This is a genomic window from Burkholderia sp. Bp9140 (assembly GCF_003853425.1).
GTDB lineage: Bacteria > Pseudomonadota > Gammaproteobacteria > Burkholderiales > Burkholderiaceae > Burkholderia.
The window spans coordinates 161,244-172,814 of record NZ_QTPQ01000004.1 but is presented as its reverse complement, the minus strand read 5'-3'; the positions used below and the strand labels follow the sequence as shown (position 1 = coordinate 172,814).

Here is an 11,571-nt window from a genome sequence, read left to right as displayed (position 1 = left end):
CCGTTCACCCGAACAGGCCGTGCAGGAACCAGTGCGGCTCGGCCTCGCTCCCCGCCCGCGCCCTGAACACCCAGTAGCACGCACCGGCCTCGTCCTGCGCGACGCAGTAATCGCGTGCAGCGAGCTGGCCATCGAACCACCCGGCCTCGATCCGTTCCACTGACGACATCATCCTGAGCGGCGTATGAAATACCGGCCGCTCCCCGCGCATCAACAACGGCAGCGGCTCCGCCAGCAACCACGCAGGCCTCGGCGGCGCGGCCGGCAACCCGCCGGCCGGCTTGCCCGCCTGCGCATCGAGCGGCAGCCAGCGGTTCGCGGCTTCGGGCCGGTGATCGGCGACGGGCGCCGCGCGCAGCACGTTCTCCGCGCCGAGCCGCGCGACCAGCAGCTCGAACAGCCGCTCGCGCGTCTCTTTCGTGCCGCCCGGCTCGGGGAAAAGATCGTCGGCCGGCGGCGCGACCGATTCGACGCGCGTGGCCTTCAGCCGCACGGCAATCACCGCGGCCGGCAACTCGACGCGCGCGAGCCGCTCGCCGAGCAGCCGCATGAAATGCGCCTCGTCACGCACGGGTGCCGCAAACGCGAGCTCAAGCGGCGTCGGCGGCACGGCCTGGCGGCCGCGCTCGTGCTCGAGATCGAACGTCATCGCGGCCAGCGACAGCTGCCGCGCGGCCAGCCAGCCGCAGAGCTGCACGACGAGCCGCCGCGCGGCGAACAGCACGGCTTCCGCGTATTCGACGCGCTCCGGCAATTCGAGCCGCACGTCGAACACGGGCGGCACCGCCATCCACGCAAGCGGCTCGACCGCATCGCCATACGCCCGATCGAGCGAAGCCAGCAGCGCGGGGCCGCAACGACGCTGCAACCCGGCACGCGGCAAGCCGCGCAGATCGGCGAGCGTGCGGCAACCGAGCCCGTCGAACCAGCCCGCATACGGACGCGCATCGGGCAGCAGCACGCACGGCAGCCTGTCGAGCGCACGAACGAGCGACGCCTGCCCGGCGATGCGGCGCCGGATGCGCGCACGGGCCGACACGCGCGCGAGCAGCCACGCGCCGCGCCCGGTCGGCGCGGCGGACAGGCGCGCCGCATAGCCGAGCGCCGCGAGCGTCGCGCGCACTTGGCGGCACAGCGACGGCAGGCCGCCGAACAGGCGCAGGCTCGGGCCGACGTCGACGATCAGCGTCGCTTCGTCGTCGAGCGCGACGCACGGCGAGAAGCGCAGCAACGCGAGCGCGACCGCGCGCAACGCATCGGCCTCGCGGGCGGGATCGCGTTCGACGAGCCGCGTGCCGGGTGCGAGCGTGAGCACGCCGCCGCGCTTCATGCCCGCGCGCACGCCCTGCCGGCGCGCGGCCGCGTCGGCGATCAGCACGACACCCTGCTCGAGCACCGCGTAGCCGGTCGCACCGGCCTGCGCATCAGACGGCGGCGGGGCGCACACGTCGAGCGGCAGGCGCGGCAGATGGATGCCGAGCAAGACGCGCATAGCGGCTCTCCACGATGGGCGACGGCAAATCGAGCGCGAGCGGCTCGCTGCGCGCGGGCCCGCGACGCTTGACGATGTCGAGCGACACGCCGCCCGGCACCGGATGCAGCGCGACGCGCAGCACGGCCGGCGACGGCTGCCGCACGGCCGACAGCGGGCGCAGCATCACGAACAGCGTGTCGCCGGTGCGCGCGGCCGCGAGATGCAGGCGCCGCAGCGCATCGGGCCGCGCGTCCTGCCAGAGCAGCAGCGCGCCGCAGCAGCCGGTCTTGAGCGCCTGCTCGGCGGCCCACAGCGCATCCGTGCGGCTGCCGGCGCGCAGCCACAGCAGCGCGTCGGCCGGCACGCCGAGACTGGCGAGCGCGGTCGCATGCGGCGCTTGCGGCGGCGCGACGAGCGCGAGCGGGCGCCGGGCGCTGACGGTGCGCGCGAGCGCGGGCGCGAGCAGCCGCATCTCGCCGCAGCCCGGCTGCGCGGCCAGCAGTTCGACGAGCCCGCCGACCGGCCAGCCGCCACCCGGCAACTCGGCGGACAGCGATGCGAAGCCGGTATCGATCGTGCGCGGACCGCCGCGCGCGAGCTGCGAGCCGCGCCACAGCGACGGATGAAGGGATTCGGGAGAAATGGAGGATGCGAGCATGACGCCACCCACAACTGTATGGATATACAGTATATGGCAATGCGCTCGCGTCGCACAGCACCGGTGCGAAACCGGTTTTCGTCAGAGGAAAACCGACGGGAAAGCCGGCGCGGCCGTCATGTTACGCCGCACCGGTTCAAGCGTGGCCGGATTGTGTCGTCCGAACGCGCTCTGCAACCATCCGGCCCGGATCGTCCGGCTCACCCGGCCGGAGCCGCACGCAAACCCGCATGCGAACCGGCGGGATGCGGCACCCCGCCCCGCGCCGTCGCGAAACGCGCGCGAAGCCCGGCCGGCGGCGGTCCGCGCCGTCATCGGCACAACGCGTCAGCCGCACTTGCCGCTTTACGTTATGCTGTCCGCCGACCCAATCCACGCCATCGGAGGGCACATGAAACGGGGGATCCGTGCGATCGCGTGCGCCGCCGTCGCGCTGGCGCTGCCGGGCGCGGCATTCGCGCTGACCGACGACTACGCGCAGTACGACGAGTGCATGCTGGGCGCGCTGCGCGAGAGCCGCAACGGCGCGGCGGCCCAGCTGATCCAGCGCTCCTGCGATGCGCTGTACCGCAACAACGCGATGCTACTGCCGCGCGAGCGGCGCTTCCACGAGTGCGTGGTGCAGTCGTTGCCGGGCGTGCGCGACAACTATGCGATCCAGCAGATCATGTCGATCTGCTCGCGGCGCGGCGAGATGTGAGGCGGCGCTGAACGCCGGGCAGTCGCCTGCCCGCGCACCAATGAAAAAAGGCCTGCGATGTGCAGGCCTTTCGTTTCAGCGGTCCGACCGGTGTGCGGCGTTCAGAACGACGCGACCATCGAGCCCTTGAACTGCTTCTTGATGAATTCCCGCACTTCCGGCGACTGGTACGCCTTGACCAGCTTCTTCACCCACGGCTGGTCCTTGTCCTTCGCGCGCACGGCGATCAGGTTCGCATAAGGGCTCGTCAGCGACTCGAGCGCGATCGCGTCCTTGGTCGGCTGCAGGTTCGCCGCGAGCGCATAGTTCGTGTTGATCACCGCGGCGTCGACGTCCGACAGCACGCGCGGCAGCTGCGCGGCGTCGAGCTCGGAGATCTTCAGCTTCTTCGGGTTCTCGGCGATGTCGAGCACCGTCGCGTTGTTGCCGCCCGTGCCGGCGCCGGCCTTCAGCTTGATCACGCCTTGCGTCTGCAGCAGCAGCAGCGCGCGGTTCTCGTTCGACGGATCGTTCGGCACCGCGAGCTTCGCGCCTTGCGGCAGGTCCTTCAGCGACTTGAACTTCTTCGAGTACACGCCGATCGGCGAGATGTAGGTCAGGCCCGCGCTGACGATCTTGTAGCCGCGCTGCTTCACCTGGCTGTCGAGGTAGGGCTGGTGCTGGAAGCTGTTCGCGTCGAGGTCGCCCGAATCGAGCGCCGCGTTCGGCTGCACGTAGTCGTTGAACTCGATGACCTTCACGTTCAGGCCTTCCTTCTCCTTCGCGACCTTCTGCACGACCTGCCACACTTCCGAATCCGGGCCGGCCACCGTGCCGACCTTGATGACCTTGTCCTCGGCGTGCGCGCCGGCCGACAGCGTCAGCGCGGCACCGGTGGCCAGCACGGAAAATACCTTCAGGAGACTGCGACGCTTCATCTGTTTCTCGCTTTCTTGCTAACTGAAAATGGGGCGCGATACGGGTATGCCCGGACTCGCAGGAAGGGGCAAATGGTGTCACAGGATCGGCCGGAAGTGAAATACATCCCGCTCATATGGGTATGCACCGCAGCGGTGCCCGGCGGACGATGCGCGGTCTGGCCGTTAGTTGCGTTCAACGCGCACGCCCGCCGGCATCGCCGACCCGGAACGCGCCGACCGCGTCACGCAGCCGCCCGGACTGCTCCTGGAGCGACGCCGCGGCCGCAGCCGCCTCCTCGACGAGCGCCGCGTTCTGCTGCGTGACCTGGTCCATCTGCGTGACCGCGCGACCGACCTGCGTGATGCCGCTCGCCTGCTCCTCGGACGCGGCCGCGATCTCGCCCATGATGTCGGTCACGCGCGCGACCGCCTGCAGGATCTCGCCCATCGTCGTGCCGGCCTGGCCGACCAGCGTCGAGCCGTTGCGCACGCGCTCGACCGAATCGACGATCAGCTCGCGGATCTCCTTCGCGGCCGTCGCGCTGCGCTGCGCGAGCGAACGCACCTCGCCCGCGACCACCGCGAAGCCGCGCCCCTGCTCGCCGGCGCGCGCGGCCTCGACCGCCGCGTTCAGCGCGAGGATGTTGGTCTGGAACGCGATGCCCTCGATCACGCCGATGATGTCGGCGATCCTGCGCGAGCTGTCGTCGATCTCGCCCATCGTGCCGATCACACGGCTCACGACGTCGTTGCCCGCGCGCGCGATCTCCGATGCGTTGTTCGCGAGCCCGCTCGCCTGCCGCGCGTTGTCGGCGTTCTGCTTCACCGTCGCGGTCAGTTGCTCCATGCTCGCGGCCGTCTCCTCGAGCGACGCGGCCTGCTCCTCGGTGCGCTGCGACAGGTCGTCGTTGCCGGACGCGATCTCGCGGCTCGCCGACGCGATCGACTCGGCCGACTGGCGGATCCCGCCAATCGTCGCCTGCAGGCGCGCCTGCATGTCGCGCATCGCCGCCATCATGCTCGTGCTGTCGCCCGCGCGCACCGGCACCGGCCGCGACAGGTCGCCCTGCGCGATGCGGGTCGCCAGCGCGGCCGCTTCGTCCGGCTCGCCGCCGAGGCTGCCGCGCACGTTGCGGATGATCACGAGCATCGCCGCGCTGATCACGAAGCCGATCACGAACACGACCGCGAGGTGGCCGAACAGCGTCCGGTAGTAAACGGTATCGATGTCCTTCAGGAACACGCCGCTCGAGATGTTCCAGTCCCACGGCGCGAAGCGCGTGACGTAGCTGATCTTCGGCACCGCGGTCTCGCTGTGCGGCAGCCGCCCGCGATACTCGGCGAAACCGCTGCCGGTCGCCTTCGCGGCGTTCAGGATCGTGACGAACAGCGGCTTGCCGTCCGGATCGAGATAATCGCCGACCTGCGTGCCGACGAGCTTCGGCAGCGTCGGGTGCATCAGCACGACGGGTTTCGAATCCATCACGAACACGTAGCCCGACTCGCCGTAGCGCATCGCGGCCAGGCTCGCGAGCGCATCGCGCTTCGCGTCGGCCTCGGGCAGCGCACCGCTCTGCGCGAGCGCGTGATAGGCCTTGACGATGCCGGCCGCCGAGTCGACCAGGTTGGCGATGCCTTCCTTGCGTTCGGCGAGCATCGTCGTGCGCGTCTCGTACGCGCTCCACGCGCCGACGCCGAGCAGACCGATCCATACCAGCGCAAGCGCGAGCCACAGCTTGCGGTTCAAACTCATTCTGCTCATCTGCGTGCCTCGTTGTCGAAGTCGATGCCCGCGATGCGCGCGAACGGCCGGTCGCGCGCAAACGGTTGCCTCCGTATTTACGGCAGCGAGACTTACAACTTGAATACACGCGTGCGCCGCACGACGGCCGGCACGACACGCAGCGGCGGCTGTGCTACAAAGTCCGGCTGGCCGGCGCACGACGCGCCGGCGACATTCCGGGGCCATCCATGTACGTCATCGACATCCACTACAACGCGTCGCTCGAGCGCATCGACGATGCGCTCGAACGCCACCGTGCGTTTCTGCAGCCGCTGTTCGAGCGCGGCATCTTCATCGCGGCGGGGCCGAAGGTGCCGCGCGAAGGCGGCGTGATCCTCGCGGCCCGCATCGACCGCGGCGAACTGGACGCGATCCTCGAGACCGATCCGTTCGTCACCGAAGGGCTCGCGACGTATCGGGTGACCGAATTCAAGATCACGCGTGCCGCGCAGGGCTTCAACGTGCCGGCGCTGCCGTAACGCGCTCGGGCGCGAATGCACGCGCGCAAGCACGCCGCCCCGCGAGGCGGCGAATGCAAATCGAGGGAAAGAAGGAAGCATGCGTGACGGCGCGTCGCGGCCGTCACGCGTTTCGCCGGGCGAGCGCCCGTGCGATCATGCGGCGCGCGCCGCTCAGTCGACCAGCAGCTTCAGGTCGTGCACCCACGGGCCGAGGCCCTGGCCGTCGCGCACGAACAGGCGCAGCTTGCCGTCGCGATCGAACACGTAGCTCGCGGCCGTGTGATCCATCGTGTAGCTGCCGGGTGTCTTGCCGGGCACCTTCGCGTAGTACACGCGGAAATCCTTCGTGACCTTCTTGAGCTGCGCTTCGTCGGCCGGCCGCAGGCCGATGAACGACGGATCGAACGCGGGCACGTACTGGCCGAGCAGCGCGGGCGTGTCGCGCTCCGGATCGATGGTGACGAACAGCACCTGCACGCGCTTCGCGGCATCGGGGCCGAGCTGCTTCAGCGCCTCGGACAATTCGGCCATCGTCGTCGGACAGACGTCCGGACAGTGCGTATAGCCGAAGAACATCACGACAGCCTTGCCCTTGAAGCCGGCGAGGGTGCGCACCTTGCCGGTCGTGTCGGGCAGCGAGAATTCGCTGCCGAACTGCGTGTTGCCGGTGATGTCGAGATTCTGGAATTTCGGCGCGTTGTCGCAGCCGGCGAGCAGCGCGGCTGCCGCGAATGCGCACGCGAGCATCCAGCCTTGGCGCGCGCGGCGCCCGAACCATGAATGGAGCATTGCGTTCAAACCGTGCGGTTACACGCCGAGCAGCGGGCGTGCATAGTGATCGACGAGCAGCGCGGCGAACAGCAGCGACAGGTAGACGATCGAGTAACGGAAAGCCTTGCGGGCGAGGTCGTCGGAATAGTCGCGGTGGATCTTCCACGCATACGCGAGGAACACCGCGCCGAGCAGCACCGCGCTCGTCAGGTAGACGGCGCCGCTCATCCCGGAGATGAACGGCATCAACGTGACCGCGAACAGGATCACCGTGTACAGCAGGATGTGCAGCCGCGTGAACTTCTCGCCGTGCGTGACGGGCAGCATCGGCAGGCCCGCGTTTTCGTAGTCCTTGCGGCGATAGAGCGCGAGCACCCAGAAATGCGGCGGCGTCCACACGAAGATGATCAGCACGAGGATCCACGCGTCGCCGGGCACCGCGCCGGTGACCGCGGCCCAGCCGAGCGCCGGCGGCATCGCGCCCGACGCGCCGCCGATCACGATGTTCTGCGGCGTCATCGGCTTGAGCAGCAGCGTGTAGATCACCGCGTAGCCGACGAACGTCGCGATCGTCAGCCACATCGTCAGCGGGTTCGTGAACGTATAGAGCGTCCACGCGCCAACGCTGCCGAGCACGGCCGAGAACACCAGGATCTGCGGGGTCGTGATCTCGCCGCGCGCGGACGGACGCCACGCGGTACGGCGCATCATCGCGTCGACCTTCTGCTCGACGAGGCAGTTGATCGCGAACGCGGCGCCGGCCAGCAGCCAGATGCCGACCGTGCCGCCGATCAGCACATGCCACGGCACCATGCCCGGCGTCGCGAGAAACATGCCGATCACCGCGCAGAACACCGCGAGCTGCGTGACACGCGGCTTCGTCAGCGCCATGTACTGCGAGAACCGGCTACCGGGCGATTGGGAAAGGGTGCTTTGCATGGGGGCGGTCACGCCGGGGCGGCGTCGCGCGCGGGCTGCACGACACGGCCAGGGCGGCTTGAAAGGATGCGAAAGTTTAACATGACGACGAGCAGCAGCAGGATCGCGGCGCCGCCGTTGTGCGCGACGGCGACCGGCAGCGGCCACTGCAGCACGATGTTGGTCAGGCCCGTCAGGAACTGCAGCAGGACCACCACCAGCACGCCGTTCGCGGGCCGCCGCAGCGACTCGAAGCGGCGCATCTTCAGCGCGAACGCCGCCAGGTACGCGACGACGACGAACGCGAACGTGCGGTGGGTCCAGTGGATCGCGACCAGCGCGTCCTGCGTGATCGCGTCGCCGTCCTTCGTCATCCCGAGCGCGCGCCACAGATGGAAGCCCTGGCCGAAGTTCATCGGCGGGATCCACTGGCCGTTGCAGGTCGGGAAATCGGTACACGCGAGCACCGCGTAGTTGGTGCTCACCCAGCCGCCGAGCGCGATCTGCACGACCAGCAGCACCAGCGCCGCGAGCGCGGCCGCGCGGTAGCGGCCGGCCTCCGGGTCATGCGACGGCAGCGGCGTCTGCCGCGCCGCGAGCCAGCCGAGCGTGCCGAGCAGCGCGAGGCCGAGCAGCAGGTGGGTCGTGACGATCACCGGCTGCAGCTTCATCGTGACCGTCCACGCGCCGAACACGCCCTGCACGACGATCAGCAGCAAGAGGCTGGTGGGCCACCACGGCGACACGTGCAGCGGGCGGCGGCGCAGCCGCGCGGACCATGCGATCACGACCTGCGCGATGATCAGCACGCCGATCGCCATCGCGAAATAGCGGTGGATCATCTCGATCCAGGCCTTCGTCATGCTGACGGGGCCGGTCGGCATCGCCTGGTGCGCGGCCTTGATCGCGGCGTGCGCGATGAATGGCGACGACGTGCCGTAGCAGCCGGGCCAGTCCGGGCAGCCGAGGCCCGAATCGGTCAGCCGCGTGAAGCCGCCGAACATCACCAGGTCGAGGGTCAGGAACGTGGTGATCCACACGAGCTTGCGGAACTTGTTGTCGTCGGCCCTCACCCACACGTAAGACAGCGGCAGCAGCGCGATGCAGAAGCCGATCAGGCCGAGTTGCAGTAGATACGACATCGAATGTGTGCCTCGTTGTCTCGCCTTAGCCGATGCTCGACCACTTCAGCAGCTTCGTCACGTCCGACTTGATCTTGCTGGGGTTCGGGTTCTTCGGAAAACGCATCATCAGGTTGCCGTTCGGGTCGACCATGTAGAGGTGGTCGCTGTCCTTCGTGCCGGCGTCGGCCGGCAGCCACGCGGCCACCGCGGCCGGATCGGCGACGAGCCGGCGCGTGTCCGGGTAGGCGTCCAGCACCTTCTGCGGAATCGCGCCCGCATCGCCGCGCAGCCACACCATCGTGAGCCGGTGCCGCTCGCCCGCCTGCGTGACGCGGATCTGGCGCATGAAATAGAGCTTTTGCGCGCATGCGTCGTCGCACGCGCTGCGGTCGGTCATCACGAACAGCCACACGCCGCGCAGCGACGACAGCGGCACCGTCCTGCCGGTTTCGTCGGTGACCTGCAGGTCGGCCGGGATCGGCCGCTGCGGCTCGATCAGCGTGCCGTAGTTGGTCGAGCCGCCCTTCGGCTTGATCACGTAATAGGTGAAGTACGACGCGATGATGGGCGCCGCGCACACGAGCCCGAGCAGCACGAGCATCCAGCGGCCGCGCTTGCGGGCTGCCGGCGAAACCGGCGCCGCGGCCGGACCCTGACGGGGAGATTGCATGGACAAATCAGACCTCTCGAAACGAACCCGCGGCGCTTGCGCCGCGTCCTGGCATGGCGCTCACGCGCCGGCCGGCTTCTTCGCCGCACGCCGCGCGGCGTACAGGCCGAAGCCGAGCGCGGCGGCCGCCATGGCCCACCACTGAAACATGTAACCGTAATTGCGCTCGACACCGGTCGTCGCCGCCGGCCAGTCGCGCACGAGCTTGTCGCCGTCGTCGCTCGTCTGCTGGATCACGAACGGCTGCAGCGGCAGCCCCGTTTCCTTCGCATACGCGGCGACGTCCAGGTTCTGCCGGATCTTCTGGTGCGCGGCCGAGCCGCCTTCGCCGAGTTCGAACGCGCGCGACGCGTCGGCGCGCGCGATGCCTTCGATCTCGATGTCGCCGTCGGGCGTCGGGAACGGCTCGATCGCCGTGCGATCGGCGATGTTGCGCGGCAGCCAGCCGCGGTTCACCAGCACGACGCCGCCGCCCGAGAGTTTAAACGGCATCACGACGTAAAAACCCGGCTGGTCGTTATACGGCCGATTGTCGAGAAACACCGCCTGCTCCGGCAGGAAGCGGCCCCTGGCCCGCACGCGGTGGAATTCGATCGAGGCGAGCGGAATCGGCTGCGCCCCGACGTCGACGGGCACCGCGTGCTCGTAGCGCGCGATGCTCGCCTGCAGCGCTTCCTTCTGGTGCGCGCGGTCGCGTTGCCAGAACCCGAGGCGAATCGTGACCGCGACGACGATGAGAATCAGCAGCGCGGGCAGCCAGCGGATCCTCATCGGCCCCCCCCGCCAGGCGCATTCGCAAAAACGAAGTGCGATAATCATCCTCTTCCTTTCGAATTGCCGTCGTCCGGTTCGTGTCATGCACATCCTCGTTCCCATCGCCTTCGTCCTCATCGTCGCCAGCATGGGCTCGGCGCTCTACTTCATGATGCACGACCGCGGCCATACGAAACGCATGGTCTGGTCGCTTGCCACCCGCGTCGGGCTGTCGGTCTCGCTGTTCCTGTTCATCCTGATCGCGAACTGGATGGGCTGGATCCATTCGACCGGCCTGCCGATCGGACGTTGACGGGTTCGCCACGGCGGCCGCTGTGACCGCTGTGACATATCGCCGCACAGCCGCGCCACCAAGCAAAAGCGCCGCCTGACTGAGTCGCGGCGGCGCCGTGGGTGTTGAGCGCAAGCAGCCAGCCGCTGCCCCGTCCCCACCAATGAAAACGGCCCGCGCATCGCTGCGCGGGCCGTTGTTCCATTTACAGCCAGTAGACGACGACGTACAGGCCGAGCCAGACGACGTCGACGAAGTGCCAGTACCACGCGGCGCCTTCGAACGCGAAGTGGTGATCCGGCTTGAAGTGGCCGCGGATCATCCGCACCAGCACCACGGCGAGCATCGTGCCGCCGAGGAACACGTGGAAGCCGTGGAAACCCGTCAGCAGGAAGAACGTCGAACCGTACACGCCCGAGTTCAGCGTCAGGTTCAGTTCGTTGTACGCGTGGTAGTACTCGAAGCCCTGCAGGAACAGGAAGCTGACACCGAGCACGAGCGTCGCGGCCAGCCAGGCGATCGCCTTGTTGCGGTGATTGTCACGCAGCGCGTGGTGCGACACCGTCAGCGTCGCGCCCGACGCCAGCAGGAATGCGGTGTTGATCGTCGGGACCGGCCACGGGCCCATCGTCTTGAAGTGACCGGCGAGCGCGGCGGGACCCTCGTTCGGCCACACGGCGGAGAAGTCCGGCCAGATCAGCTTGTAGTCGAGGCTGCCGAGCTGGTGCAGCGCGATTTCACGCGCATAGAACAGCGCGCCGAAGAATGCGCCGAAGAACATCACTTCGGAGAAGATGAACCAGCTCATGCTCCAGCGGTACGACTTGTCGACGTTCCTGCCGTAATGACCGCCTTCCGACTCGGCGATCGCGTCGCCGAACCAGTGATACAGCGTGAAGAGCAACCACAGCAGGCCGAGCAGCGCCGTAAACGGCGCCCAGTCGTGACCGTTGATCCACAGCGCCGCCGACCCGAGCATGACCAGCAAGCCGATGGCCGCACTGATCGGATGGTGCGACGGATGCGGCACGAAATAGTACGGGGTCTGGTTTTGACCGCTCATGCTTG

At 68.5% G+C, this 11,571-nt stretch carries 13 protein-coding genes; 3 read left to right on the top strand and 10 right to left on the bottom strand.

Annotated features, from left to right (window positions below):
• Window positions 1-4 precede the first annotated feature (4 nt).
• Together DIE21_RS05395 and imuA are read right to left on the bottom strand one after the other, a co-directional pair.
• Window positions 5-1,492 carry a DNA polymerase Y family protein gene (locus DIE21_RS05395; RefSeq protein ID WP_124496722.1) on the bottom strand — a complete coding sequence of 496 codons (1,488 nt, stop codon included), beginning with the start codon at window positions 1,490-1,492 and terminating at the stop codon, window positions 5-7.
• Complete coding sequence (gene imuA / locus DIE21_RS05390) at window positions 1,425-2,132, bottom strand: translesion DNA synthesis-associated protein ImuA (protein ID WP_124496721.1); 708 nt, start codon at window positions 2,130-2,132, stop codon at window positions 1,425-1,427. The genes DIE21_RS05395 and imuA overlap by 68 nt, the downstream gene beginning before the upstream one ends.
• A 391-nt stretch (window positions 2,133-2,523) precedes the next feature.
• On the opposite strand from imuA, the gene DIE21_RS05385 reads away from it, so the two are divergent.
• Window positions 2,524-2,832 (top strand): VF_A0006 family four-cysteine protein, encoded by a 309-nt coding sequence (locus DIE21_RS05385; protein ID WP_124496720.1) that lies wholly within the window; start codon window positions 2,524-2,526, stop codon window positions 2,830-2,832.
• A 101-nt stretch (window positions 2,833-2,933) separates the two neighbouring features.
• On the opposite strand, the gene DIE21_RS05380 is transcribed toward DIE21_RS05385, so the two are convergent.
• Together DIE21_RS05380 and DIE21_RS05375 are read right to left on the bottom strand one after the other, a co-directional pair.
• Window positions 2,934-3,749, bottom strand: coding sequence for a MetQ/NlpA family ABC transporter substrate-binding protein (locus DIE21_RS05380; protein ID WP_124496719.1), 816 nt, complete (start codon window positions 3,747-3,749; stop codon window positions 2,934-2,936).
• A gap of 175 nt (window positions 3,750-3,924) precedes the next feature.
• A complete protein-coding gene (locus DIE21_RS05375; protein WP_124496718.1) occupies window positions 3,925-5,493 on the bottom strand; it encodes a methyl-accepting chemotaxis protein in 1,569 nt (522 codons plus the stop codon).
• Between the two features lie 209 nt (window positions 5,494-5,702).
• Here DIE21_RS05375 and DIE21_RS05370 point away from each other — a divergent pair, with 209 nt between their 5' ends.
• Window positions 5,703-5,993, top strand: coding sequence for a YciI family protein (locus DIE21_RS05370; RefSeq protein ID WP_124496717.1), 291 nt, complete (start codon window positions 5,703-5,705; stop codon window positions 5,991-5,993).
• A gap of 153 nt (window positions 5,994-6,146) precedes the next feature.
• Here the strand turns inward: DIE21_RS05370 and DIE21_RS05365 are convergent, their stop codons facing one another.
• From DIE21_RS05365 to DIE21_RS05345, 5 genes are read right to left on the bottom strand one after another with little or no spacing between them, the layout of a single operon-like run.
• Complete coding sequence (locus tag DIE21_RS05365) at window positions 6,147-6,764, bottom strand: SCO family protein (RefSeq protein ID WP_124496716.1); 618 nt, start codon at window positions 6,762-6,764, stop codon at window positions 6,147-6,149.
• Window positions 6,765-6,782: 18 nt separating this feature from the next.
• Window positions 6,783-7,685 carry a heme o synthase gene (gene cyoE / locus DIE21_RS05360; protein WP_124496715.1) on the bottom strand — a complete coding sequence of 301 codons (903 nt, stop codon included), beginning with the start codon at window positions 7,683-7,685 and terminating at the stop codon, window positions 6,783-6,785.
• Window positions 7,686-7,693: 8 nt separating this feature from the next.
• A complete protein-coding gene (locus DIE21_RS05355; RefSeq protein ID WP_124496714.1) occupies window positions 7,694-8,806 on the bottom strand; it encodes a heme A synthase in 1,113 nt (370 codons plus the stop codon).
• A gap of 25 nt (window positions 8,807-8,831) precedes the next feature.
• A complete protein-coding gene (locus tag DIE21_RS05350; protein WP_124496713.1) occupies window positions 8,832-9,458 on the bottom strand; it encodes a cytochrome C oxidase subunit I in 627 nt (208 codons plus the stop codon).
• A 60-nt stretch (window positions 9,459-9,518) separates the two neighbouring features.
• Window positions 9,519-10,229 carry an SURF1 family protein gene (locus DIE21_RS05345; RefSeq protein ID WP_124496712.1) on the bottom strand — a complete coding sequence of 237 codons (711 nt, stop codon included), beginning with the start codon at window positions 10,227-10,229 and terminating at the stop codon, window positions 9,519-9,521.
• A gap of 85 nt (window positions 10,230-10,314) precedes the next feature.
• On the opposite strand from DIE21_RS05345, the gene DIE21_RS05340 reads away from it, so the two are divergent.
• Window positions 10,315-10,524: a twin transmembrane helix small protein gene (locus tag DIE21_RS05340; protein WP_124496711.1), complete on the top strand. Its 210-nt coding sequence runs from the start codon at window positions 10,315-10,317 to the stop codon at window positions 10,522-10,524.
• A 184-nt stretch (window positions 10,525-10,708) separates the two neighbouring features.
• Here DIE21_RS05340 and DIE21_RS05335 read toward each other — a convergent pair whose 3' ends face one another.
• Window positions 10,709-11,566 carry a cytochrome c oxidase subunit 3 gene (locus DIE21_RS05335; RefSeq protein ID WP_124496710.1) on the bottom strand — a complete coding sequence of 286 codons (858 nt, stop codon included), beginning with the start codon at window positions 11,564-11,566 and terminating at the stop codon, window positions 10,709-10,711.
• Window positions 11,567-11,571 lie beyond the last annotated feature (5 nt).